27 protein-coding genes are annotated in these 24,597 nt (G+C 66.0%); 10 read left to right on the top strand and 17 right to left on the bottom strand.

Annotation, left to right across the window (positions count from 1 at the left end; all coding sequences use genetic code 11):
* The 7 genes from ispH (at position 1) to BMZ69_RS05835 (ending at position 4,747) form a co-directional block, all read left to right on the top strand.
* Entirely contained in the window at positions 1 to 972 is a 972-nt protein-coding gene (ispH, locus tag BMZ69_RS05855; RefSeq protein WP_175506676.1) for a 4-hydroxy-3-methylbut-2-enyl diphosphate reductase, read from the top strand.
* A gap of 7 nt (positions 973 to 979) precedes the next feature.
* Entirely contained in the window at positions 980 to 1,945 is a 966-nt protein-coding gene (locus tag BMZ69_RS05850; RefSeq protein WP_092155628.1) for a homoserine kinase, read from the top strand.
* Positions 1,942 to 2,388, top strand: coding sequence for a ribonuclease HI (rnhA, locus tag BMZ69_RS05845; protein ID WP_092155627.1), 447 nt, complete (start codon positions 1,942 to 1,944; stop codon positions 2,386 to 2,388). The genes BMZ69_RS05850 and rnhA overlap by 4 nt, the downstream gene beginning before the upstream one ends.
* 500 nt (positions 2,389 to 2,888) lie before the next feature.
* Positions 2,889 to 3,194 carry a hypothetical protein gene (locus BMZ69_RS31005; protein WP_139218978.1) on the top strand — a complete coding sequence of 102 codons (306 nt, stop codon included), beginning with the start codon at positions 2,889 to 2,891 and terminating at the stop codon, positions 3,192 to 3,194.
* 67 nt (positions 3,195 to 3,261) lie between these two features.
* The gene (locus BMZ69_RS05840) at positions 3,262 to 3,522 is read left to right on the top strand and encodes a hypothetical protein (RefSeq protein WP_092155626.1); all 261 of its coding nucleotides are present in this window, start codon (positions 3,262 to 3,264) and stop codon (positions 3,520 to 3,522) included.
* 406 nt (positions 3,523 to 3,928) lie between these two features.
* Positions 3,929 to 4,198: a hypothetical protein gene (locus BMZ69_RS31000; RefSeq protein WP_139218977.1), complete on the top strand. Its 270-nt coding sequence runs from the start codon at positions 3,929 to 3,931 to the stop codon at positions 4,196 to 4,198.
* Positions 4,199 to 4,537: 339 nt separating this feature from the next.
* Complete coding sequence (locus BMZ69_RS05835) at positions 4,538 to 4,747, top strand: cold-shock protein (protein ID WP_092155625.1); 210 nt, start codon at positions 4,538 to 4,540, stop codon at positions 4,745 to 4,747.
* Between the two features lie 512 nt (positions 4,748 to 5,259).
* On the opposite strand, the gene BMZ69_RS05825 is transcribed toward BMZ69_RS05835, so the two are convergent.
* The 4 genes from BMZ69_RS05825 to BMZ69_RS05810 form a co-directional block, all read right to left on the bottom strand.
* A complete protein-coding gene (locus BMZ69_RS05825) occupies positions 5,260 to 6,282 on the bottom strand; it encodes an LLM class flavin-dependent oxidoreductase (RefSeq protein ID WP_092155623.1) in 1,023 nt (340 codons plus the stop codon).
* Between the two features lie 183 nt (positions 6,283 to 6,465).
* Positions 6,466 to 6,915 carry a GNAT family N-acetyltransferase gene (locus BMZ69_RS05820; protein WP_092155622.1) on the bottom strand — a complete coding sequence of 150 codons (450 nt, stop codon included), beginning with the start codon at positions 6,913 to 6,915 and terminating at the stop codon, positions 6,466 to 6,468.
* Between the two features lie 155 nt (positions 6,916 to 7,070).
* Positions 7,071 to 7,556 (bottom strand): peroxiredoxin, encoded by a 486-nt coding sequence (locus BMZ69_RS05815; protein WP_092155834.1) that lies wholly within the window; start codon positions 7,554 to 7,556, stop codon positions 7,071 to 7,073.
* 114 nt (positions 7,557 to 7,670) lie between these two features.
* Positions 7,671 to 8,510: a protein-disulfide reductase DsbD domain-containing protein gene (locus BMZ69_RS05810; protein WP_175506675.1), complete on the bottom strand. Its 840-nt coding sequence runs from the start codon at positions 8,508 to 8,510 to the stop codon at positions 7,671 to 7,673.
* A 208-nt stretch (positions 8,511 to 8,718) separates the two neighbouring features.
* Between BMZ69_RS05810 and BMZ69_RS05805 the strand changes: the two genes are divergently transcribed.
* Complete coding sequence (locus BMZ69_RS05805) at positions 8,719 to 9,339, top strand: YqgE/AlgH family protein (RefSeq protein WP_092155620.1); 621 nt, start codon at positions 8,719 to 8,721, stop codon at positions 9,337 to 9,339.
* A gap of 25 nt (positions 9,340 to 9,364) precedes the next feature.
* On the opposite strand, the gene BMZ69_RS30995 is transcribed toward BMZ69_RS05805, so the two are convergent.
* The 13 genes from BMZ69_RS30995 to coxB all read right to left on the bottom strand — a co-directional run bounded on the left by BMZ69_RS30995 (position 9,365) and on the right by coxB (position 22,969).
* Positions 9,365 to 9,946: a hypothetical protein gene (locus BMZ69_RS30995; RefSeq protein WP_139218976.1), complete on the bottom strand. Its 582-nt coding sequence runs from the start codon at positions 9,944 to 9,946 to the stop codon at positions 9,365 to 9,367.
* Entirely contained in the window at positions 9,943 to 12,795 is a 2,853-nt protein-coding gene (locus BMZ69_RS05800; protein ID WP_092155833.1) for an EAL domain-containing protein, read from the bottom strand. The genes BMZ69_RS30995 and BMZ69_RS05800 overlap by 4 nt, the downstream gene beginning before the upstream one ends.
* A 131-nt stretch (positions 12,796 to 12,926) precedes the next feature.
* Positions 12,927 to 13,538 (bottom strand): GNAT family N-acetyltransferase, encoded by a 612-nt coding sequence (locus BMZ69_RS05795; RefSeq protein WP_092155619.1) that lies wholly within the window; start codon positions 13,536 to 13,538, stop codon positions 12,927 to 12,929.
* A gap of 5 nt (positions 13,539 to 13,543) precedes the next feature.
* Complete coding sequence (locus BMZ69_RS05790; RefSeq protein WP_092155618.1) at positions 13,544 to 14,887, bottom strand: M16 family metallopeptidase; 1,344 nt, start codon at positions 14,885 to 14,887, stop codon at positions 13,544 to 13,546.
* Entirely contained in the window at positions 14,884 to 16,299 is a 1,416-nt protein-coding gene (gene thrC, locus BMZ69_RS05785; protein WP_092155617.1) for a threonine synthase, read from the bottom strand. The genes BMZ69_RS05790 and thrC overlap by 4 nt, the downstream gene beginning before the upstream one ends.
* A 227-nt stretch (positions 16,300 to 16,526) precedes the next feature.
* Complete coding sequence (locus BMZ69_RS05780; protein ID WP_092155616.1) at positions 16,527 to 17,294, bottom strand: SURF1 family protein; 768 nt, start codon at positions 17,292 to 17,294, stop codon at positions 16,527 to 16,529.
* Positions 17,291 to 17,665, bottom strand: a complete 375-nt coding sequence (locus BMZ69_RS05775; protein WP_092155615.1) for a DUF983 domain-containing protein — start codon at positions 17,663 to 17,665, stop codon at positions 17,291 to 17,293. The genes BMZ69_RS05780 and BMZ69_RS05775 overlap by 4 nt, the downstream gene beginning before the upstream one ends.
* A gap of 75 nt (positions 17,666 to 17,740) precedes the next feature.
* Entirely contained in the window at positions 17,741 to 18,598 is an 858-nt protein-coding gene (locus BMZ69_RS05770; RefSeq protein ID WP_092155614.1) for a cytochrome c oxidase subunit 3, read from the bottom strand.
* Positions 18,599 to 18,647: 49 nt separating this feature from the next.
* Entirely contained in the window at positions 18,648 to 19,226 is a 579-nt protein-coding gene (locus BMZ69_RS05765; protein ID WP_092155613.1) for a cytochrome c oxidase assembly protein, read from the bottom strand.
* A 4-nt stretch (positions 19,227 to 19,230) separates the two neighbouring features.
* Positions 19,231 to 19,407, bottom strand: coding sequence for a hypothetical protein (locus tag BMZ69_RS31505; protein WP_175506668.1), 177 nt, complete (start codon positions 19,405 to 19,407; stop codon positions 19,231 to 19,233).
* A complete protein-coding gene (locus BMZ69_RS05760; protein WP_092155612.1) occupies positions 19,404 to 20,360 on the bottom strand; it encodes a heme o synthase in 957 nt (318 codons plus the stop codon). The genes BMZ69_RS31505 and BMZ69_RS05760 overlap by 4 nt, the downstream gene beginning before the upstream one ends.
* Before the next feature lie 132 nt (positions 20,361 to 20,492).
* Entirely contained in the window at positions 20,493 to 22,127 is a 1,635-nt protein-coding gene (ctaD, locus tag BMZ69_RS05755) for a cytochrome c oxidase subunit I (RefSeq protein WP_092155611.1), read from the bottom strand.
* 56 nt (positions 22,128 to 22,183) lie between these two features.
* A complete protein-coding gene (gene coxB, locus BMZ69_RS05750; RefSeq protein WP_244543248.1) occupies positions 22,184 to 22,969 on the bottom strand; it encodes a cytochrome c oxidase subunit II in 786 nt (261 codons plus the stop codon).
* Between the two features lie 469 nt (positions 22,970 to 23,438).
* Between coxB and BMZ69_RS05745 the strand changes: the two genes are divergently transcribed.
* Together BMZ69_RS05745 and BMZ69_RS05740 are read left to right on the top strand one after the other, a co-directional pair.
* Complete coding sequence (locus tag BMZ69_RS05745; RefSeq protein ID WP_092155609.1) at positions 23,439 to 23,948, top strand: invasion associated locus B family protein; 510 nt, start codon at positions 23,439 to 23,441, stop codon at positions 23,946 to 23,948.
* On the top strand, positions 23,945 to 24,562 hold the full coding sequence (locus tag BMZ69_RS05740) for a hypothetical protein (RefSeq protein WP_092155608.1): 618 nt from the start codon (positions 23,945 to 23,947) through the stop codon (positions 24,560 to 24,562). Before BMZ69_RS05745 ends, BMZ69_RS05740 begins: the two co-directional genes overlap by 4 nt.
* Positions 24,563 to 24,597 lie beyond the last annotated feature (35 nt).

Genomic DNA, 24,597 nt, shown 5'->3' with positions numbered 1-24,597 from the left:
GTGACCGCCAAGCCGCCGCTCGACATCCTGCTCTGCGCCCCGCGCGGCTTCTGCGCCGGCGTGGTCAGGGCGATCGACGCCGTCGAGAAGGCGCTGGCCCTGCACGGCGCGCCGGTCTTCGTGCGCCACGAGATCGTCCACAACAAATACGTGGTCGAGTCGCTGAAGCGGAAGGGCGCGGTCTTCGTCGCCGAGCTCTCCGAGGTGCCGGATGCGAGCCGGCCGGTGATCTTCTCGGCCCATGGCGTGCCGAAATCGGTGCCGGCGCAGGCGCAGGCCCGCAACCTCTTCCATATCGACGCGACCTGCCCGCTGGTCACCAAGGTGCATCGCGAGGCCGAGGTCCACCACAAGCGCGGCCGCCACATCCTCCTGGTCGGCCATGCCGGGCACCCCGAGGTGATCGGCACGATGGGACAGTTGCCGGATGGCGCGATCACGCTGATCGAGACCCTCGACGACGTCGCCATGCTGACACCTCCGGAAGGTCGGGACCTCGCCTATGTCACGCAGACCACGCTCTCGGTCGACGACACCCGCGAGATCGTGCAGGCGCTGCAGGCGCGCTTTCCGGCGCTGATCGCCCCGCACAAGGAAGACATCTGCTACGCCACCACCAACCGCCAGGAGGCGGTCAAGCGCGTCGCGCCGCTGGTCGACGGGCTGATCGTGGTCGGCTCGCCCAACTCCTCGAACTCGCAGCGGCTGCGCGAGGTTGCCGAGCGCGCCGGCTGCCCGGTCTCCCGCCTCGTGCTGCGCACCGACGAGATCGACTGGTCGCTGTTCGGCGCTATCCGCCGGCTCGGCATCACCGCCGGCGCCAGCGCGCCCGAAGTGCTGGTCGAGGAGATCATCGACGCCTTCGCCGAGCGCTACGAGGTGACGGTCGAGACCGTCTCGACCGCCGATGAGAGCGTCTTCTTCCCGCTGCCGCGCGAGCTGCGGGAGCCGACCCCGACCGCAGCAGAGTAGTTCCCGCGTGGCCGTCTATACCGAAGTGCCCGATGACGAGATGGCCGCTTTTGTGGCGAGCTATGGCATCGGCGACCTGCTCTCCGTGAAGGGCATCGCCGAGGGCGTCTCGAACTCCAATTTCCTGCTCCACACCAGCAAGGCCTTCTACATCCTGACGCTCTACGAAGAACGCGTCGACATCGCCGATCTGCCTTTCTTCATCGGCCTGATGGAGCATCTGGCGGCGCGCGGGCTGATCTGCCCGCAGCCAGTCAAGGCGCTGAATGGCTCGGCCGTCGGCCGCCTAGCCGGTCGTCCCGCCGCAATCGTGACTTTCCTGGACGGGCTCTCGGTGCGGCGTCCCAACGTGACGCATTGCGCCGAGCTCGGCCGCGGCCTGGCGTTGCTGCACCAGGCGGGTGCCGATTTTCCGATGGAGCGGGCCAATTCCCTGTCCGTGCCCGATTGGCGGCCGCTGGCGGAGCGGGCAGGGGCCGCCGCCGACACCGTCTCGCCCGGCCTCGCCAACCGGATCATGGCCGAGATCGAGACCCATGAACGGTCTTGGCCGCAGGATCTGCCGCGCGGCGTGATCCACGCCGATCTCTTCCCCAACAATGTCTTCTTCATCAAGGACAGGCTCTCGGGGCTGATCGATTTCTATTTCGCCTGCACCGACGCCTTCGCCTACGACCTCGCCATCTGCTTGAATTCCTGGTGCTTCGAGGCCGACGCCTCGTTCAACCTGACCAAGGGCCAGGCGATGCTGGCGGGCTATGAAAGCGTGCGCCGGCTCGAGGAGGCCGAAGTCGCGGCGCTGCCCGCGCTCTGCCGTGGCTCGGCCCTGCGCTTCCTGCTGACCCGGCTGGTCGACTGGCTCAACGTGCCGCCGGGCGCCTTCGTCAAGCCGCTCGATCCGCTCGAATACGACCGCAAGCTCGCCTTCCATCAGCGGGTGACCGACAGCAGAGAATACGGATTGAGGCGATGAGCGAGCCGGTCGAGATCTGGACGGACGGCGCCTGCTCTGGCAATCCGGGCCCTGGCGGCTGGGGCGCAATCCTCAGCTACAAGGGCAAGGAGCGCGAGCTTTCCGGCGGCGAGGCGCTGACCACCAACAACCGAATGGAGCTGATGGGCGCGATCTCCGCGCTGGAGACGCTGACCCGGCCCTGCACCGTCGCGCTCCACACCGACAGCCAGTATCTGCGCCAGGGCATCACCAGCTGGATCCATGGCTGGAAGAAGAACGGCTGGAAGACCGCCGACAGGAAGCCGGTCAAGAACGAGGAGCTCTGGAAGCGCCTCGACGCGGCGCTGAAGCAGCACAAGATCGAATGGAAATGGGTCAAGGGCCATGCCGGCGACGAGATGAACGAGCGCGCCGACGCGCTGGCGCGCGCCGGCATGGCGCCGTTCAAGCCGGGGCGGTGAGGGGCGGGGGGCCGCTATCTCGACGGCGGCTGTGGGTCGATACCGCTGAAAAAGTCCGGCGAGAGCATTTTTCGAGCGAAGTGGACACCGGTCCGCGAGAAGAAAATGCGATAAAACAAGGATCTAGAGCGATTTCGCGATTCGAAGAATTGCGGAAATGCTCTAGCGTGAAATTTAGGCGATGCTGGCGCTTGGCGGGGAAGAATGTTCTTCGCGTCTCAGAAAAATGTCTCCATGACCGATGATACCGGTCATAGAAAGATGGAATTTCTTCATTCTGCCCGACTGAGCTCGCGCCAGGTATTGCAGCGGACTTTCCCAACGGTATCGTCGGAAGCAGACATTGACAGATTGAGGTCGCTTTTCGGGCGGACCACCAATCAATGCAGTTGCTCCTTGCTATTTTTGCTATTGAGGCGCCTAGTATTTGGTGCGCTGCCTCTCCGCGCCGCCCTCCCGACCGATCATTTTTTCGGCCGCCAACCATAATCGAGAACATCATGCAACCCGGCCACGGCAGGTTAATCCTGCGCGACGGTACGGACCTTCCTGTGGGCTATTGTCTCTTGCCGTCGCCAATAGCAGGAGACTGCCGCGGCATTCTTATCGGCAATATCCGCTCGATCGATCGCAACGCATTTCTCAAGCCAATCCAGATTGCCTTGGCTGACGGACATGCTTTCGTGGCGCATGTCATCAGCCACTCCGAGCGTCACATCAGGTTCGTCACCAATAACAGTCAACTCAGCTCGCGAGCCGATGTCGGTATCAGGGGCAATTATCGGCCGATCGCTGCGAGCCGATAGGGCTCGAGTACCTTGGCTCACGGATAGGGACTGACCGAGGCCCAGCCTCCAAACAGCGAGACATGCCATGCTCAACGGGATTGGCGCAGTCGTGCTCAGAAGCGGTCGGGCGCTGACTGTCGAATATCAGTTCGGCGATCATCAGGAGCATCACTGGATCGGATATCTGATCGTCGAAACAGCGCATATCGACCCGAGCGAGTTTGCCGACAAGATCCTGCTCCATTGCGACGAGGGTACAGCGGTCGAGCTCGCGGTGACTGACTGGACTGACCGGCACATGGCGGTGGTAGGGCGCCCGTTGCCTGCGCTCGACAGGGCGGCTTGATCGATCCGTGCGCCATCTAGCGCATGCTACGCCAAGCTGAAGGGAAACGAGCGGTTATGCAGTTCGACGATCATGAAACGAACCGGTCTCAGCTTCGCCGAGCGTCTATCCAGTCGGCGTCGCGGTCCAGGTCGAGATTGATCGGCTAGCCGGGTCGCACGGGTGGACCCTTGAGCTTGCTCACCCCAATGGCGGGGCGACCATATCGCTCGCTGAATTTGCGAGTGATGAAGCGGCTTTGGCCGAGTTTACCGCTCAGATCGCAAAGACTGGCTTGCGTCGCCTGCTGGCTGGAACGCCTCTACTTTCCGACGACCCATTGAAGGGCTGAGATCCCGCATTGGCGTGTCCGAGAGATTTTAAGCTCGCTCTCGGCTCCAGTGGCACCTAAATCAAGGAGTGTGACATGTCGCATTTTTTCAAGGTCGGAGACCGAGTGAGCTTGGCATTCGGCTTCTATGACCAGAATGCTGCCGGCACCTATGTCGTAACTCGGCTTTTGCCGACACGCGCGAATGGCGAACCCCAGTATCGCATCAAAGGGGGTGATGACCGTGAACGCGTCATAGGCGAAGGCCAGGTCATTGTGCCGGGCAGGTCAGCCTCACCGTCTAGACCCCGAAACGCCCACAACCCGATCACGAATATGCTCAACCAGCTGCCGGCCAGGAAGTGACCTGAGCTGAAGTACCGCGCCCATATGCCGCCCAAAAGAGCGCTCGCGCGAAATGGATTGAATCTGTGGTTCCTCTCATTGCAGAGAGCGTTTTTTTGTAATCTGTCTCTGAAATAACAGATTTATTGAAGCAGAAATCGGATAAAATCTGCATTCTAAAAAAATAACTCTTGCTTTACCTCGCAGATTTCTCTATCAGAGTTTTCATCGATATTGTTTGGACGGCCGTTGTTATTTTCGCGCTCGGCGCGGGTCTGATAATTCCCCCTTTCGAAATCGTTCTGAACTCACCAGGCATTCCGTGGGTGGGCGACAGATTTTCCCTGAAGGAGGGCTCTTATGACCACCGGCACCGTGAAATGGTTCAATTCCACCAAGGGCTTCGGCTTCATCCAGCCGGATGATGGCAGCCAGGACGTTTTCGTCCACATCTCTGCCGTCGAGCGCGCTGGGATGCGTGATCTTCGCGAAGGGCAGAAGATCGGATTTGAGGTCGCACGCGACAACAAATCCGGCAAAATGGCCGCGGAGCAGCTTCAGGCTGCGTGATTTTGGCAATCTTCGCCGTTGACCACGGATGTACTGGCACCAGCGATAACTGCCACTCGAAAGGCCGGGCTTCAGCTCGGCCTTTTTGCTTCAATTAACAATGGAAGGAATCAGGATGGTTGAACTTTCGAAGCAACGTCGTACGGCCGACAACCAGTTCTTGAAGATTCAAACAAAAGTGCTGTCGCACGCTAGAATCCTGTCGGAAACGGAGCGGCTGGCTCAGCAGCGCGCAGACAACATGATCAAACTGAGGGGACTGCGCTTGGCGAAGGAAGCTACAGATAGGCAGGCGGCGTTGGGCGCTCAAGCAAGCATGAAGACACGCCGTCGACCCGGCTTCAGATAATGAGCGAAGCGTAGCTCATCGCTGCGTCGGCGGGATGAAAGCGGTCAGCCAGCGCGATAACCGAGATGCGCCGCCCCTCGATCAGTGAGACGCAACGTCTCCAATCGGTCGTTGGCGGGATGAGACCGGTATCCTGTTCTCTCCAGTGCGATAGCTCCGCCCCTCAGCGCCACCCCAGCCCTGGCGCGACATGCTTCAGGATCGCGTCGATGACATGGGCGTTGTAGTCGACGCCGAGCTGGTTCGGCACTGTCAGCAGCAGCGTATCCGCCTCGGCGATCGCCTCGTCCCGCTTCAATTCGTCGATCAGCTTGTCGGGCTCGGCCGCATAGCTGCGCCCGAAGATGGCGCGCGTGCTGGCGTCGATATAGCCGATCGAATCGTCGCTCTCATTGCCGCGGCCGAAATAGGCGCGGTCGCGGTCGTCGACCAAAGCGAAGATGCTGCGGCTCACCGAGACGCGCGGCTCACGCTGATGGCCGGCCTCCTTCCAGGCCTGCCGATAACCACGGATCTGCTTGGCCTGCTGGATGTGGAAGGGCTCGCCGCTCTCGTCGGTCTTCAGCGTCGAGCTCTGCAGGTTCATGCCAGCTTTTGCCGCCCAGACGGCGGTGGCGTCGGAGGAAGCGCCCCACCAGATGCGCTCGCGCAAGCCTTCGGAATAGGGCTCCAGCCGCAGCAGCCCGGGCGGGTTGGGGAACATCGGCCGCGGATTCGGGCGCGCAAAGCCCTCGCCGCGCAGCACGTCGAGGAAGACCTCGGCATGGCGGCGCGCCATGTCGGCATCGCTCTGCCCGTCCGCCGGCTGATAGCCGAAATGACGCCAGCCATCGATGACCTGCTCGGGCGAACCGCGGCTGATGCCGAGCTGCAGTCGCCCGCCGGCGATCAGGTCGGCCGAGCCCGCGTCCTCGGCCATGTAGAGCGGGTTTTCGTAGCGCATGTCGATCACGGCGGTGCCGATCTCGATGCGGCTGGTCCTGGCGCCGACCGCGGCCAGGAGCGGGAAGGGCGAGGCCAGCTGGCGGGCGAAATGGTGCACCCGGAAATAGGCGCCGTCCGCGCCCAGCTCCTCGGCCGCGACGGCAAGATCGATCGACTGGAGCAGCGTGTCGCCCGCCGAGCGGGTCTGGGATTGCGGCGAGGGGGTCCAGTGCCCGAAGGACAGGAAGCCGATCTTTTTCATCGCGTGACGCCTGTGAACGACCGAGAGTGCGGAGCTTGTCCGCCAAAGCAGAACGCCCGAGCGGCCGGTGCCGTCGGGCGTCCTTGAGCGTCATATAGGCGCGATCCGCCGCCTTGCTTTGGCATTCTTGCACGAACGCCAGTGTCCCGATGCAATCCCGGCGTGAGCGGGGCGGCCTGCCGGTCAGCCCAGCGGCTGGCGGTAGACGATGAAGCCCGATTTCTGCGCGACCTTGTCGTAGAGCTCCTGCGCCTGCAGGTTGCTCTCATGCGTCTGCCAGTAGACGCGGAAAAGGCCCTGCTGCTCCGCCATCTGCCTGACGGCCTCGATCAGCTTGCGGCCGACGCCGTGGCCGCGCGCCTCCTCGCTGGTGAAGAGGTCCTGCAGATAGCAGATCTGCTTCTGGCTCCAGGTCGTGCGGTGCAGCACGTAGTTGACGATGCCGATCGCCTTGCCGTCGCGCTCGGCGATGAAGCCGCCCATCGGCTCCTCGCCGCCCGTCAGCCACCCGAAGGTGGTGTCGGTCGTCTCCGGCGTCAGCGACGATTTGTAGAAGGTGAGATAGCCCTGCCAGAGCGGCTCCCAGGCGGCGCGATCATTGGCCGTGAGCGGGCGGATGCTGATCTCTGGCATGGTGTGGCGTCTCCTCGATTTTGCCGGGAGGCTAGCGGTGGCTGCGGACGCTGTCTCATGACAAGCGCAGATCGGATCGATCGGATTTGGTGCTGAAAAGAAAAAGCCCGCGCCGAGGCGGCGCGGGCTCAAAACGATGGGGCCGACGCTGAGCCTCAGAGCTGGTTCAGCATCGCCTCGGCGCCGGAGACGTCGGCTTTGCCGGGCGCGTCCTCGACGTTGAGCGCGGTCACGACGCCGTCCTCGACGACCATCGAATAGCGCTGCGAGCGGGTGCCGAGGCCGAAGCCCGAACCGTCCATCGACAGGCCGATCTCCTTGGCGAAGTCGGCATTGCCATCGGAGAGGAAGGTGATCACGCCGGCGCCCCCGGTCGCCTTCGACCAGGCGTCCATGACGAAGACGTCGTTGACGCCGGTGACGAAGATCTCCTCGACACCCTTGGCCTTGATCTCGGCGGCCTTGTTCACATAGCCCGGCAGATGGTTCTTGTGGCAGGTCGGCGTGAAGGCGCCCGGCACGGCGAAGAGCACGATCTTGCGGCCCTTGAACAGCTCGTCCGAGGTCTTGGCTGCCGGCCCGTCGGCCGTCATCACGCGAAACGTCGCCTGCGGAAGCTTGTCACCGACCTTGATCGCCATCGCCATGTCTCCTGCTGCGCGCTTTCCGTTCGACCAGAATGGTCGAACGATCAGAATTCGCGCCACCATCTCTGTTGAACATGTTCGCGGCGTCGTGCCGCTTCGAGCGCAGGGTTACGGCTTCGCGTTGCCGATGTCGAGTTCGAGTCGCGTCTCCACCGCTTGTGGCTTTCCGCGTACGGTGATGATCAGGGGGGTGGGGCCGGTCGCGCCTTTCGGACGTTCGACGATCTTGAGCTTCGCGGCCACGGTCCCGTCGGGCTGCGGCATCAGCATCGGCCGGCCGAATGACCACATCCCGGCGCCCTCGACGAAGACATCGTCGATCGAGCCGCCCTCGGGCGCCTTCAGCGAGAGCTTCACGGCGGCGTCGCTATGGGTGACCTCGAGGATCGACAGGCGGTCGCTGGCCGCCCCCAGCTTGACCGCGTGCGGAATCCGAGCCTCGAACTGCTCCAGCCGCGGCGAGGTTACCGAGGTGACGCCCGGCTCCAGCCAGAGCCGCGCCTCGCCCTTGGCCGGCACGCAGATCTTGTCGCAGACGGCATAGTCGAGCTTCAGCACCACGGTGACCGGCCGTGTCGGATCGACCGGCTGGACCGAGACCGGCACCACCACCTCACCGACATAGCCGATGCCGGAGCCGGCGCCGTCCTCGAAGCGCTCGGGCGCCGGCCAGCGCACGTCGAGCCCGCCGACATTCTCCGAGCCGCTCCAGTCGAAGACCGGCGGCACTCCGGCGTCGCCCGGGCTGCGCCAATAGGTCTTGAAGCCTGGCGACATCGTGATCTCGACACCGACGCGCTGCTTGCCCGACGGCGCGGTCGCTCCCGCGATCAGGCGCATCGACGAATAGGCGGCCTTCGACCATGGCGAAACCGCGGCGTCCTGGGCGGATGCCGGTGCGCCGAGCGCCAGCGCGGCGAGGAGGGAAAGGGCCGTGATCGTTTTCACGTGGTCTGATTTAGGCGATCCAGCCGAGATTTGCGAGCAGGATACCGGAGCTGTGATCCGGCATCGGCACGCAATCAAGCATCGCCAGCTTTGCGCCGGCATTGCGGCGAAGATGGCCGGCATCGCGGAGGCTCGTCAGTCTACGCCCGAATATCCTTGCTCGCGAGCGAGCCAAAATTGTTCCCACGCCAGCCGAACATGGCTTAGCATGGCAGCCATGAATCTCGGATCGAACCAGCGCATCAGCGGCCGCAGCTATCTCGACGGGCAATGCCTGATCGCCATGCCGGGCATGAGCGATCCGCGCTTTGCCCGCAGCGTGGTCTATCTCTGCGCTCATTCCGAAGACGGCGCGATGGGCATCATCGTCAACAAGCCGGCCGCCGACACGCGTTTTCCGGAGCTGCTCGTCCAGCTCGACGTCATCCCATCCGATCAGGCGATCCGCCTGCCGAGCCAGGCCGAGAGGATGAAGGTGCTCCGCGGCGGGCCGGTCGAGACCAAGCGCGGCTTCGTCCTGCACAGTGCCGATTTCTTCCTGGAATCGGCGACGCTGCCGATCGACGAGGGCATCTGCCTGACCGCGACGCTCGACATCCTGCGCGCCATCGCCGTCGGCACAGGGCCGGAGAATGCGGTGCTGGCGCTCGGCTATGCCGGCTGGGGCGCGGGGCAGCTCGAATCCGAGATCCAGTCCAATGGCTGGCTGCATTGCGCCGCCGATCAGGCGCTGCTCTTCGACGACGCGCTCGACACCAAATACGCCCGCGCGCTCAGCAAGCTCGGCATCGACCAGGCCTTCCTGTCGAAGGATGCCGGGCACGCTTGAGGTGAGTTCGAAGCGACTGGTCTTTTCAAAACCACGATAACTGCGTCGTAAAATCGGTGGCTGGTAAGCAGTCGGTCGCGCATAGCCTGCCCAAGCCTGAACTCGATCTTACCGGCCGGAACTCTCTTCCAAAGTAAGACCAGTTGTAAGGCTTTGGTTCGCCGTTGCCGAAGACCCAAAGAGCCGCGTGGAACTGGATCGCGCTTCTTCCGCCATCCTTGCCCCACATCCGGATAGGTGAAAAATCCAGCAGGTTTTGAGGGGTGCGATAGTGCGTCACTCCATCGCTGACCATTACGCAATATGGTCGCCCTGCTGCCCTGCGGTGTGCTGCGTCAGCCACGAAGTGGGAAGCCCATACTGCGAGCGGCATGGAAAGCGCCAACCCCAGCGCCCATCCCATTCGGAAGGATTTGGGCAGCAGCTCGGGCTTGGCTCTTGCAAGCAGAGCCGAAGCCGCAATCGCACTCGCTAAAACGACCGTATGCGCGAGCAGTGACGGTAGCCCGCCGCTGATCAGTCGGCCGAGCAGAACGAGACCGATTGGTGCCGACAGGACGCCGCCGATGAAGCGCAAATCGGCCGCACGCAACTCGTCGTTTGTCACGCCGCCTCGAAGGACGAGCTCGACGCTCCCACCAGCCGCCGCGCTTCCGCCGCCGTCATCGGCTGGCCGAAGGTGTAGCCCTGCGCGTACTGGCAGCCGAGCTGGTAGAGCTCGATCGCATCCGATTCGGTTTCGGCGCCCTCTGCGACCACGTCCATCTGCAGGTCGGCGGCGAGCTGGACGATCGAGCGCAGGATCACCGGCGGCTTGCCGTTGCCCATCTGGCGCACGAAGCTCTGGTCGATCTTGATCGTGTCGAAGGGGAAGCGCTGCAGATAGGACAGCGAGGAATATCCCGTGCCGAAATCGTCGAGCGACAGCCCGGCGCCGAGATCGCGGATGCGGCTCAGCATCTGCGCCGCATATTCCGGGTTCTCCATCACCAGGCTCTCGGTGATCTCGAGTTTGAGCGTGCCGGGCAGCACGCGCCGGCGCGCCAGCACCGCCTTGACGTCCTTCAGCAGGTCGTGGCGCAGCAATTGCCGGCTGGAGACGTTGACGCTGGCGAAGATCGGCGGCTCGACCTCGAGCGCAGCCTGCCAGGCGGCCAGCTCGCGCGCGGTCCGGTCCATCACATAAACGCCGAGATCGACGATCAGCCCGCTCTCCTCGGCGATGGCGAGGAAGTCCTGCGGCAAGAGCCGGCCTTCGCGCGGATGGTCCCAGCGCATCAGAGCCTCGAAGCCGGCGATGGTGCGATCCTCAAGCCTGACGATCGGCTGGTACATCACCTGGATCTCGCCGCGCTCGATCGCCCGGCGCAGGTCGCTCTCGAGCGCGAGCCGGTCGTTGCGGTCGCTGCGCATCGCCGGGACGAAGACCTCGACCAGGTTGCCGCCCTGATTCTTGGCATGCGCCATGGCGAGCTCGGCGTTCTTCAGCGCATCGTCCTTGCGCGCGGTCGGGGTGCCGTCGAAGAGGGTGAGCCCGATCGACGGCGTCAGCACGATCTCGCGCTCGGCGAAGGTGATCGGCGTCGAGACGGCGCGGCGGATCAGTTCGGCCAGCGCCAGGATGCGCTCGGGATCGCTCTCCGAGACGATGATCATCGCGAAGATGTCGCCGCCGATGCGGGCCAGCGTGTCCTGTGTCCGCAGCAAACGGCCAAGGCGGCGCGCCAGCGTCAGGAGGATCGAATCGCCGGCCGAGAAGCCGACCGATTCGTTGACCTGCTTGAAGCGGTCGATGTCGATGACGATCACGGTCGGACGGATGGCGTCGTCGGCGCGGCTGAAGCCGAACACGGCGGTGAGCCGGTCCTGGAACAATTCGCGGTTGGGCAGGCCCGTCAGGTTGTCGTGCACGGCGTCGTGCAGCATGCGCTCCTGCGCGGTGCGCTGCTCGGTCACGTCGGCGAGCGTGCCGATGACGCGGATGACCTCGCCGTCCGAGCCGATCACCGGCCGGGCCTTCAGGCTGAACCAGTGATAGGCGCCGCTGGCAGCGCGCAGGCGGAAATCGAGCTGCAGCTTGCCGCGGCGCTGCTCGATCACCGCGTCGAGCGAGACGCGGTAGCGGTCCCGGTCGGCGACGTGCATGTGTTCCAGCCAGCGCGCGGCCGAGCCTTCGAGGGCGCCCTTAGACAAGCCGAGCAACGTCTCGGCCTGCGGCGAGACGAAGATCTTGTCGGCCGAGACGTCCCAGTCGAAGACGAGGTCGCCCGAGCCGGAGAGGGCGAGCGCCCGCCGCTCGGTGTCCGAGACCAGGCCCTGCGCCAGCGCGCCGCCGGCGAAGGCGTGCTGCACCACGGTGAAGCCGATCAGCAGCACGATCAGGACGAGGCCGCCGATCAGGGAGGGCGGCACGAGATCGCGCGTGACCTGCCCGACCACGGTGAAGCCAGCCGCGGTGACCCAGACCAGCAGCAGGAACCAGGTCGGGATCAGCATCACCGCCCGCTCATAGCCATGGGTGGCGAGATGCAGGATCAGCACGAAGCCGACCGTGGCGACGGCGGCGATCGAGATGCGGGCGATGCCGGCCGCCATCGGGGCGTCGAACACGGCGAGGCCGACCAGGCCGGCGAGGCCGAGGATCCAGATGATGGTGATGTGGCTGTAGCGCACATGCCAGCGCGACAGGTTGAGATAGGCGAAGAGGAAGACGAGCAGCGTCGCCGCCAGCACCACCTCGGCGCCGGCGCGGTAGATGCGCTCGATCGCCGGGGTTAGCGGGAAGATGCGCTGGAAGAAGCCGAAGTCGAGACCGGCATAGGCCAGCACTGCCCAGGCCAGGGCGGCCGCGGCCGGGAAGATCACCGCGCCCTTGACCACGAAGATGATGGTCAGGAACAGCGCCAGCAGGCCGGCGATGCCGATGATGATGCCCTTGTAGAGCGTCAGCCCGTTGGTCTTCTGGCGATAGGCTTCCGGCTCGAACAGATAGAGCTGCGGCAGGTTCGGCGATTTCAGCTCGGCGACGAAGGTGACGGTGGTGCCGGGGTCGAGCGTGATCTGGAAGATGTCGGCGTCGGGCGCTTCCTCGCGCTCGGGACGCAGGCCCTGGCTGGCGGTGATCGCCTCGATGCGGCGGTCGCCGAGATCGGGCCAGACCACGCCCGAGCCGATCAGGCGGTGGAACGGCGCGACCAGAAGCCGGTCGATCTGCTCGTCGGAATCATTGGTCAGCGCGAAGACGATCCAGTCCGGCCGCGCACCCGATTCGCGGGCCCTGACGGCGATGCGCCGGACGATGCCGTCGGGGCCCGGCGCGGTCGAGATCTGGATGACGTCGCCATCGGACTTGTTGCGCTCGACCACGTCGGTCAGGTCGAGCACCGGCACGTCGAGCGGCACGCGCTGGGCCTCGACCGCCAGCGCCGGCCGCAGCAGCGAGAGCAGCGCCAGCATCAGGAGGCCGAAAACGGCGATGCCGGACCGGAGGAAGCGGAGCGTCGATGGCAAGATGGACTCTGCGGGGAACTCTTCAGGCGTGACGGTCAGTGGTATCGGGGCGACGTGGCGAGGGCAAGGCAAGCTGTTCACAGCTTGCGATCGGGTTCGGCGGACCGGCGCAGCTCCGAGGCGAGCATGCCGTAGAGCAGATGGTCGGCCCAGACGCCGTTGATGCGCAGATAGCCGCGCGCCTCGCCCTCATGCTTGAAGCCGACGCGCTCCAGCAGCCGGCGCGAGGGCTCGTTATGCGGCAGGCAGGCGGCCTCGACGCGGTGCAAGGCGAGCTCGGAGAAGGCGAAGTCGAGCGCGCCGCGCACCGCCTCGGTCATGTGGCCCTTGCCGGCATGGCGCTGGCCCATCCAGTAACCGAGCGTGCAGGCCTGGGCCACGCCGCGCCTGACGAGGCCGAGTGTCAGCCCGCCGAGCAGGGCCTCCGAGCGGGAATCGAGGATGAACAGGGAATAGGCTTCGTCGGTCGCGATCTCGCGCGCGGCGCGCTTGACCCGCAGGCGGAACGAGGCGCGGGTCAGGTCGTCCTCGGTCCAGACCGGTTCCCAGGGGGTGAGGAAGTCGCGGCTCTCCATCCGCAGATTCGCCCAAGCCGAGTAGTCGCCGGCGAGCGGGGCGCGCAGGATCAGGTTCTGCGTCCTGATCAGCGGCCGCGCCGGCGGGTCGGTTGCGAAGCGGAAGAGGGCCATCGCCGTCAGGCGGCTCGCGCCAGCATGGCGCGCAGGGCGGTTGCCGGGGCGAGGCCGTCGAGCGGGCCGACCGCGGCGACGGTGACCACGCCATCGAGCAGGGCCTCTCCGGCCGCACGCACATCGGCGAGGCTGACTGCGTCGAGCCGGCGCGCCAGCTCCTCGCGCGGGATCGCCCGGCCGAAGACGAGTACTTGCCGCGCCATCTGCTCGAGCTTGCCGCCGGGGCTCTCCAGCGAGGCGAGCAGGCCGACCTTCATCTGGGCCCGGGCGCGGGCGACCTCGGCCTCGCTGACGTCGCGGGCCGCCTGGGCGAGGCAATCGAGCGCGACCGCGACCAGCTCGCCGACATCCTCCGGCGCGGTGCCTGCGCTGATGCCGAAGACGCCGCAGTCGGAGAAGGGCCAGTGGAAGGCGTCGACCGCATAGGCGAGGCCGCGGCGCTCGCGCACCTCCTGGAACAGGCGCGAGGACAGGCCGCCGCCGAGCACGGCCGAGAAGATCTGCAGCGGGTAGTGCACGCCGTTGGCGAACGGTTTTCCGGGGAAGCCGAGAACGATGTGGACCTGCTCCTCGTCGCCGTCGATGCGGGCTTCGCCGCCCTGATAGGCCGCCGGCGAGCGCGCCTCGGCAGCGAGAGCAGGCCGGGCCGGCAGCGCCGCGAGCGCCTGTTCCGCCAGAGCGACCAGCTCGTCATGGTCGACCGCGCCGGCGGCGGCCAGCACCATGTTGCCGGCGTGGTAGTGCCGGCCGAGATAGGCGCGGATCGCTTCGGGCGTGAAGCTCTTCACCGTCTCCGCCGTGCCGAGGATCGGTCGGCCGAGCGGCTGCTCCGGGAAGGCCGCCTGCAGGAAGCGGTCATAGACCAGATCGTCCGGCGTATCCTGGACGGCGCCGATCTCCTGGAGGATCACGCCCTTCTCGCGCGCCAGTTCGTCCTCGCTGAGGGCGGGCTGGGTCAGTATGTCGGCGAGAATGTCGACCGCCAGTGGCAGGTCCTGGCCGAGCACGCGGGCGGTATAGCAGGTGTATTCGACCGAGGTCGCGGCGTTGAGGTCGCCGCCGACGCTCTCGATCTCCTCGGCGATCTCAAGCGCGGTGCGCCGGGCCGTGCCCTTGAAGGCCATGTGCTCGAGCAGATGGGCGAGGCCGTGCTCATGCGGCAGCTCGTCCCGTGCCCCGGCGCCGATCCAGATGCCGAGCGAGACGGTCGAGGCATGGGCCATGCGCTCGGAGACGATGCGCAGGCCGGATGGCAGCGTCGTCAGGCTGACGGCCGGGTCATGGCCGGCTTCGCCCGGTTTCACCGGCTTCTCGGTCTTGGCCTTGAGCGTCTTGCCCGCCGTCATGCCGCGGCACTCCTGACGGCCCGCGCCCGCTCGGCAATGAAGCGTTCGAGCTTGCTCTGGTCGTTCGGCAGCAGGCTGAAACGCTCCTTGCGCTCCATCAGGTCGGAAAGATGCGCGGGGAGGGCGGGGGTGACGCCGCTCGCGGCCGCGACTGCCGCCGGGAACTTGGCGGGGTGGGCGGTGCCGAGCGCGACCACCGGCGTCGCCGGATCGGCCTGCAGCGCCTTGCGCGCGGCTGCGACGCCGATCGCGCTGTGCGGGTCGAGCAGATAGCCGGCCTCGCGCCAGACCGTGCCGATCTCGTTGGCGATCGAGGCCTCGTCCTGCGCGACCGCGTCGAAATCGGCGCGGATGCGGGCGAGCGGCTCGGCCGCGATCTCGAAACGGCCGGACTGCGCCAGCGACTGCATCAGCCGGCGCACGGCGGCGCCGTCGCGGCCATGGGCCTCGAACAGCAGTCGCTCGAAATTCGAGGAGATCTGGATGTCCATCGAGGGCGAGGTCGTCGCCGCGACGCCGCGCATCTCATAGACGCCGGTCTCCAGCGTGCGGGCCAGGATGTCGTTGCTGTTGGTGCCGACCATCAGGCGGCCGATCGGCAGCCCCATCTGCTTGGCGATCCAGCCGGCGAGGATGTCGCCGAAATTGCCGGTCGGCACCGCAAAGGAGACCGGACGGTGCGGAGCGCCGAGCGCGACGGCAGCGGTGAAGTAGTAGACGACCTGCGCCGCGATCCTTGCCCAGTTGATCGAGTTGACGCCGGAGAGCCGGAGTTCGTCGCGGAAGGCGTGGTGGTTGAACAGCGCCTTCACCAGGTTCTGGCAGTCGTCGAAGGTGCCCTCGACCGCGATGGCGTGAACGTTGCCGGCGTCGACCGTGGTCATCTGCCGGCGCTGCACGTCGGAGACGCGGCCATGCGGGTAGAGGATGAAGACGTCGACGCGTTCCAGCCCCTTGAAGGCGTCGATGGCGGCACCACCCGTGTCGCCCGAGGTCGCCCCGACGATGGTGGCGCGCTCGCCGCGCTGCGCCAGCACATGGTCCATCAGCCGGCCGAGGAGCTGCATCGCCACGTCCTTGAAGGCGAGCGTCGGGCCGTGGAAGAGCTCGAGCGAGAACAGGTTGTCGCCGAGCTGGACCAGCGGGCAGACGGCCGGATGGCGGAACGTGCCATAAGCCTCGCCGATCATCGCCTTCAGCGCGTCCGGCGCGATGTCGCCATCGGCCAATGCGCCGACGACGCGTTCCGCAACCTCCGCATAGGGTTTGCCGGCGAAACCGGTGATCTCCTGCGCACTGAAGCGCGGCAGGGCTTGCGGCAGATAGAGGCCGCCGTCACGGGCAAGTCCGGCGAGCAGCGCATCGGCGAAAGAGAGCGACGGCCCTTCGCCGCGGGTCGAAATATGCAGCACGGTGATGATCTCTGATGTCGTGCTGATCCTATAGGCCCGTTGGCTGGGGAGGGCAAAGCCCCGGGGCGCAGAGCGGCCAATCGCCCCGAGCCCTCATCCTGAGGAGCAAGCTTTGCTTGCGTCTCGAAGGATGGTCCAGTTATCTCCGGAACTCTCCTGGGGCATCCTTCGAGACGCGCTCCTGCAGAGCGCTCCTCAGGATGAGGGCCGTAGGGGGGTGCACAGCCTCAAGGCGTCTCGGCCGGCCGCCTCAGCGCCTGCCAGGCGTATGCCGTGAACACGCCGATCAGCGTAAGCGCGAGCCCCCACCAGGTCAGCGCGTATTGCAGATGGTTGTCCGGGATGCGGGCGATCAGCTCTTTCACATCGACGCCGGCCGGCGGTGTCAACCCGTCGCCCTGGCGTTCGGCTTCGAGATAGAAGGGCGCGGCCGGCCCGATGCCCAGTGCCGCGGCGATCCCCGCCGGATCGCGCGTGTAAAATTCGCGCTGCTGCGGCAGATCGGCCGGGGTGAAGCTGTTGCGGGCCTCCGGCGCGCGCAGGAAGCCGGTGACAGTAGCTTGGCCGCTGGCCGGGGTGATCGCCGCGAACCGGCTTTCCGGCACGAAGCCGCGATTGATCAGGATCGTCGTGCCGTCCTCCAGCCGGAAGCCCTGGAAGATCCAGCGGCCGAAGCCGGAGAGCTGGCGCGAGCCGGGCGGGCCGGCGGCGATGGTGGTGCGCACGCCCGCGATGCCGTCGAGATAGGTTCCCGTGGCCGTCGAGCGGGTGAGGTCGAGCGCGGCCGGATCGAGCCGTTGCCATTCGCCGGCCGGCGGCAGAGGCGCGGCCGGGCCGCTCGCCTGCGTCTCCAGCCGCGTGATGAAGGCGCGCTTCTCGCCCATGCGCAGCCATTGCCAGGTGCCGAGGGTGACGAGCACACCGACGCCGACGACGGTCAGCAGGGCCGGCAGCAGCAGCTTCGGCCGGGAAGCGGGGGAGGCGGTGACGCTCACTTCTTCAACCTGCCTTCCTCGGCCTTGTGGGCGTATTGCAAGGCGACCGCGAGGCCCTTCATCGGCCGCAGCAGCCCGAGGCAGGTGACGAGCGCCAGCGGCAGCCAGAGCACGAGGTGAACCCACATCGGCGGCGTGTAGGCGATCTCGACATAGAGCGCGAGGCCGAGCACGAAGAATCCGGCGATCAGCATGATGAACACAGCCGGCCCGTCGGCCGAATCGGCAAAGGCGAAATCGAGCCCGCAGGCGGCGCAGCGCGGCTTCAGCTTGAGGTAGCCGTCGAAGAGCTTGCCCTCGCCGCAGCGCGGGCAGCGGCCGGTCAGCCCCGTCGAGAACGGTGGGGGCGGGGTGATCTGCGGCTGCACCATGACTGCCTCCTCAAATGGAAAGGGCGGCCTCGCGGCCGCCCCTTGTCAGGTTCGCGGCCGCTTCCGGCCCGACTATCAGTGCGCCGCAGGCGTGCCGGCGCCCCAGACATAGATCGAGGCGAACAGGAACAGCCAGACGACGTCGACGAAGTGCCAGTACCAGGCGGCGAACTCGAAGCCGAGATGCTGGTCGGGCTTGAAATGGCCGAGATAGACGCGCCACAGGCAGATCGCCAGGAAGATCGTGCCGATAATGACATGGAAGCCGTGGAAACCGGTCGCCATGAAGAAGGTCGCGCCGTAGATGTTGCCCTTGAAGGCGAAGGCGGCGTGCGCGTACTCGTAAGCCTGGCAGGCGGTGAACAGGATGCCGAGGATCACGGTCAGCCACAGGCCCTGCTTCAGGCCCTTCCGGTCGCCCTGGATCAGGGCGTAATGCGCCCAGGTCACGGTGGTGCCGGAGGTCAGCAGGATCAGGGTGTTGAGCAGCGGCAGATGCCAGGGATCGAAGGTCTCGATGCCCTTCGGCGGCCAGTGCCCGCCGGTGAACTCGGCGCGGGTGTACTGGATCGCCTCGCCGGTGAACAGGCTGGCGTCGAAATAGGCCCAGAACCAGGCGACGAAGAACATCACCTCGGAGGCGATGAACATCAGCATGCCGTAGCGGTGATGCAGCTGCACCACGCGGGTATGGTGCCCCTCGCGCTCGGCCTCGCGGGTCACGTCCATCCACCAGGCGAGCATGGTGTAGAGCACGCCGAGGAGACCGATGCCGAAGACCAGCGGGCCGAGGTTCATGCCGAGCAGCGGCATGGCCTTCATCCACATCACCGCGCCGATCGCCATGATGGTCGCGCTGGCGGCGCCGACGATCGGCCACGGGCTCGGGTCGACGAGGTGGTAGTCGTGGTTCTTGGTATGGGCCCCGGCCATCGTGCTCAAGTCTCCGCGTCCGTAGAAGTGCAGCGCTTGTCGTGCAGCTTTATAGTTTCGATTGGTTGCCGTCACCCTTGCTTTCCGCCACCGGCTGCCCGTTCTTCGACGGGAAGTAGGTGTAGGACAGGGTGATCGATTTCAGGCTGGCGAGCTCGCGGTTCAACTCGATCTCGGGATCGATGTAGAACACCACCGGCGCTTCCAGCGTCTCGCCCGGCTGCAGCGTCGTCTCGGTGAAGCAGAAGCACTGGATCTTGACGAAATAGGCGCCCGACTGGTTGGGCTGGACATTGTAGGTCGCGATCCCGGTCATCGGCCGCGAGGATGTGTTGGTGATCTTGTAGAACACCGTCTGCGTCACGCCGACCTGCGCCGCGATCTGCGTCCTCTCCGCCTCGAAGCGCCAGCCCAGCGCGGGCGCGACATTGGCGTCGAAGGCGACCTGGACGATACGGTCGCTGGTCTTGCCCGTGGCGGCGGTGCCGACCATCGGCGTGCCGGCGAAGCCGGTGACCTTGCAGAACAGGTTATAGAGCGGCACCGCGGCGAAGGAGAGACCGGTCATGGCGAGCACGGCGGCGCTGCAGGCGAGGACGGTGCGGCGGTTGCGGGAAGCGGTGCTCATCGCGTCACAGCGGCCGGTTGAGGATCGCCGGCCCGGTCTTGGCCAGCGTCACGATGAAGAAGAACAGCACGAGCCCGCCGAGCACGAGCGCGAGCGCGACCGAGCGACGATTGCGCCTGGCCATGTCCTCCGGCGAGAAGGCTGCCGGCGGCTGCTTCCTGTCCTGCGGGTCCTGGCTCATCCCTGCACCTTGGGCAGAGCCCACATCAGGCCGAGGCCGTTCTCGGCCAGCAGCACGGCGAAGAGCAGGAAGAGATAGAGGATCGAGAAGCCGAACAGGGCATAGGCCGCCTTGTTGGCCGGCTCTCCTTCGGTGACCTTCAGCACGCGCAGCGACAGGCCGATCATCGCGAGTCCGGTCACCACCGAGACGACGAGATAGATCAGTCCGCCGAAGCCCATCAGCGCCGGCAGCACCGCGACCGGGGTGAGCACCAGCGTATAGGCGACGATCTGGCGGCGCGTCGCGGCGGGGCCGGCGACGTTCGGCAGCATCGGGATGCCGGCTCTCGCGTAGTCGCCGGACTTCACCAGAGCGAGCGCCCAGAAATGCGGCGGCGTCCACAGGAAGATGATGGCGAACAGGACGATCGAGGTCAGGCCGAAATCGCCGGTGACCACGGCCTCGCCGATCATCGGCGGGAAGGCGCCGGCGGCGCCGCCGATGACGATATTCTGCGGCGTCGCCCGCTTCAGCCACATCGAATAGACGACGGCGTAGAAGAAGATGGTGAAGGCCAGCATCGCCGCCGAGAGCAGGTTGGCGACGAGGCCGAGCACCAGAACCGAGCCGATCGAGAGCGTCAGGCCGAAGGCGAGCGCCTCTGAGGGCAGGATGCGCCCGGCGGGGATCGGGCGGCCGGCGGTGCGCGCCATCACCGCGTCGATGTCGGCATCCCACCACATGTTGAGGCAGCCGGAAGCGCCGGCGCCGACCGAGATCGCCAGCAGGGCGGCAAAGCCGATCACCGGATTGACCGTGCCGGGCGCCGCGACCATGCCGCCGAGCGCGGTCACGATCACCAGGAACATCACCCGCGGCTTGAGCAGCGCGAAGAAGTCGCGCGCCTCGCCGGTGGAACTCAGCGCGACCCCATCGTCAGCCTGGGTGATCTGATCGAAGGCAGCAGACATCGAAATACGTTCGCTTCAACTCTCATGGCGCCCGAGAGGCGCTGTTTGCGGGATCCGCCCGTCTCCGGAACGCCCTGGATCAGGCGCTCGGGGGAGGGGCGGCGGCGGGCTTTTGGCCCGCCGCCGGTTCGATCAGTGGTCCGAGCCGGTGATGCGCGGCAGGGTCTCGAACTGGTGGAAGGGCGGCGGCGAGGACAGGGTCCACTCCAGCGTGGTCGCGCCTTCGCCCCACGGATTGTTGCCGGCGAGCTCCTTCTTGGTGAAGGCGACGACGATGCCGTAGAGCCAGATCAGCAGGCCGGCCGCGAAGATGTAGGAGCCGATCGACGACCAGAAATGCCAGCCGGCGAACGCGTCGGGGTAGTCGACATAGTGCCGCGGCATGCCGGACAGCCCGAGGAAGTGCTGCGGGAAGAACAGCAGGTTCGCGCCGATGAAGGCGACCCAGAAGTGCAGGCGGCCGATCCAGTCCGGGATGATGTAGCCGCTCATCTTCGGGAACCAGTAGTAGAAGCCCGCGAAGATGCCGAAGACCGCGCCGAGCGACAGCACGTAGTGGAAGTGGGCCACGACGTAGTAGGTCGCATGCAGCGAGCGGTCGAGGCCGGCATTGGCCAGCACCACGCCGGTGACGCCGCCGACGGTGAACAGGAAGATGAAGCCGATCGCCCAGACCATCGGCGCGGTGAAGCGGAGCGAGCCGCCCCACATCGTCGCGATCCAGGAGAAGATCTTCACGCCCGTCGGCACCGCGATCACCATCGTCGCGAAGACGAAGTAGCGCTGCGTGTTGAGCGACAGGCCGACCGTGTACATGTGGTGGGCCCAGACGATGAAGCCGACCACGCCGATCGCGACCATGGCGTAGGCCATGCCGAGATAGCCGAAGATCGGCTTCCTCGAGAAGGTCGAGATGATGTGGCTGACGATGCCGAACGCCGGCAGGATCATGATGTACACTTCGGGGTGGCCGAAGAACCAGAACAGGTGCTGATAGAGCACCGGGTCGCCGCCGCCGGCCGGGTCATAGAAGGTGGTGCCGAAATTGCGGTCGGTCAGCAGCATGGTGATCGCGCCGGCCAGCACCGGCAGCGCCAGCAGCAGCAGGAAGGCGGTGACCAGCACGCCCCAGGCGAACAGCGGCATCTTGTGCATGGTCATGCCAGGCGCGCGCATGTTCAGGATGGTGGTGATGAAGTTGATGGCGCCCAGGATCGAGGCCGCGCCGGCAAGGTGCAGCGACAGGATGCCGAAATCGACCGACGGGCCGGGGTGGCCGGTCGAGGAGAATGGCGGATAGACCGTCCAGCCCGTGCCGACGCCCTTGGCGCCCGGAGCACCCTCGACGAACATCGAGATGAGCAGCAGGATCAGCGCCGCGACCGTCAGCCAGAACGAGATGTTGTTCATGCGCGGGAAGGCCATGTCCGGCGCGCCGATCATCAGCGGCACGAACCAGTTGCCGAAGCCGCCGATGACGGCGGGCATGACCATGAAGAAGATCATGATCAGGCCGTGGCCGGTGACGAAGACGTTATAGCTCTGGCCGTTGGCGAAGATCTGCAGGCCCGGCTGCTGCAGCTCGATGCGCATCATGATCGACAGGAAGCCGCCGATCAGGCCGGCGACGATCGAGAAGATCAGATAGAGCGTGCCGATGTCCTTGTGGTTGGTCGACAGCAGCCAGCGGCGCCAACCCGTCGGGGTGTGGTGCTCGTGGGCGTGGGCGTCATCATGCCCGTGGGCGTGGGGAGCCGCGGTAGCCATGGAATTCGTCTCCTCCTGCGAATGCCGTTCGCGTGAGTTCTTTCAAGATGTCGGGTTCAGCGGGTCGCTTCGGCGACCTTGCTGGTGGCGTCGGCCGCATTGGCGAACTTCTGCTTCGCTTCCGCGAGCCAGGCCGTGTAGCGCTCCTGGCTGACGACGCGAATGGCGATCGGCATGAAGGCGTGGTTCTGGCCGCAGATGAACGAGCACTGGCCGTAGAAGATGCCTTCGCGATCGGCCTTGAACCAGGTCTCGTTCAGGCGGCCGGGGATGGCGTCGATCTTCAGGCCGAAAGCCGGCAGCGCGAATTTGTGGATGACATCGGCGCCGGTGACCTGCACCCGCACGATCTTGCCGACCGGCACGACCGCCTCGTTGTCGACGGCAAGCAGGCGCGGCGCCTCGGATTCGGCGATCTTCTTCGATGAGATCGCCTCGGCGCGCTGCTTCTCGTCGAGCATCAGCGAATCGAAGCCGAAGCTGCCGCCATCCTGCGGATATTCATAGGACCAGTACCACTGCTTGCCGGTGACCTTCACGGTCATGTCGGCTTGCGGGATCTCGAGCTGCAGCTTGAGCAGGCGGAAGGAGGGGATCGCGATCACGACGAGGATCAGGACGGGGATGATCGTCCAGGCCACCTCGAGCAGGGCGTGGTGGGTCGTCTTCGAGGGGACCGGGTTGGCCTTCTCGTTGAAGCGCCAGGCGACATAGACCAGCAGCGCCAGCACAAAGATCGTGATGATGAAGATCAGCACGTTCACCCAGTCGTGGAACCAGTGGATGAAGGTCATCACTTCGGAATTGGCCGGCTGGAGATTGATCTCCCAAGGCTGCGGCATGCCGTTCTGGGCCGATGCGACGGCCGGCGAAAACGCTACGAGAGCCGCCGCGAGGGCCGCCAGCGCGTTCCTGAGAGGAGTGGTCACAAATCGCATCGGTCCGACATAGCTCCTTTGATGCCGCGCGATCCGCCTTCGTCAGCTTAAGACAGGCGCGCGCCGGAACGGCCACGTCTGGCCACCCCGGTTCTTCGGCATTGCGATAAATCAAAGATCACGCTTGCGCCAGTGGGGCAATGACAGGCTGTGGCGCAGCCCGTGCGGCATAAGTACGCGACAAGTGCATGGGTGCCGGGCAGCCGGTCGTCGCCGCTCTCCGCGAGTCCGCGGCGAGTTCGTTGCGCAAGCGCATGTGATCCTTCGCCTTGACAGGAATCGGGACGCATGGTCGGAACGCACTCTCGTATGGCGGGGGCGCCGTTCGGCATGGGCATGCGCGCATTCCCATGCCTGGAAGAGGAGGACAGGGATGCGCTCAATCATCGGTCCCGCGGCCGCGGCGCTTGCCGTCCTCGGCTGCGGCTGGCTCTCGGTCGCGCCGGCCCTTGCGCAAGGCGCGGTGCGCTCGACCCATGGCGACTGGCAGATGCGCTGCGAGACGCCGCCCGGCGCCAAGGCCGAGCAATGCGCGCTCGTGCAGAACGTCGCCGCCGAGGATCGCCCGAATCTGACGCTGCTCGTCATCGTGCTGAAGACGGCCGACCAGAAGAGCCGCCTGCTGCGCGTCGTCGCCCCGCTCGGCGTACTGCTGCCGTCCGGCCTCGGCCTCAAGATCGACGACAAGGATATCGGCCGCGCCGGCTTCGTGCGCTGCCTGACCACCGGCTGCGTCGCCGAGGTGGTGATGGACGATACGCTGCTCGGCCAGCTCAAGAGCGGTAAGAGCGCCACATTCATCGTGTTTCAGACGCCGGAGGAAGGGGTCGGAATTCCGGTTTCGCTCAACGGATTCGGCCCCGGTGTGGAGGCTTTGCCGTGATTGATCGCCTGTCTGGCCGCGTCGGCCGGTTTGCCCTGCCTGCCGCCCTGGCGCTGACGCTAGCCGGTTGTGGTTCCTCGGGTTCGTCCAGCACCGGCGAGCCCAGCTCCGCACAGAAGCTCGGCAATATCCTGATGTTCCAGTCGACGACGCCGCCGCCGGTGAACCAGCTGCCGACCGATGACGACGTCAACTTCATCTGTCCGCAGGTGATCATCGCCGACGGCGGCGCCGCGATCCGCGCCCAGTCGGGGCCGGACAGCGGCAGCCTGCGCAGCCAGGTCTCGATCACCACGGTCGCGCGCGAGTGCACGCCGGTCGGAAAGGACGGCGCCTTCACACTGAAGGTTGGTGCCGAGGGACGCATCCTGGTCGGCCCGGCCGGCGGCCCCGGCAGCTATGGTGCGACGCTGATCACCCAGGTCATGCGCAACAACCAGGTCATCGCGCGCCGCAGCTCCCGCGTGGGAGGCACGATTCCCAGCGGCCAGACCGGCGCCGATTTCTCGCATGTCGAGAGCAACATCTCGGTTCCGGCCGGCTCCGGCGAGGTCGAGATCATCGTCGGCCTGAGCCCGGGCGGCGGCGAGCCGGCGCGGCGTCGACGCAGGTAAGCGGCATACTGCCGTAAATTCACGCGGGTGGGCCG

It is taken from the genome of Allobosea sp. CRIB-10 (assembly GCF_900112185.1).
GTDB lineage: Bacteria > Pseudomonadota > Alphaproteobacteria > Rhizobiales > Beijerinckiaceae > Allobosea.
Note: the sequence above shows the minus strand (reverse complement) of the source record. Positions and strands in the feature narration are given on the sequence as shown.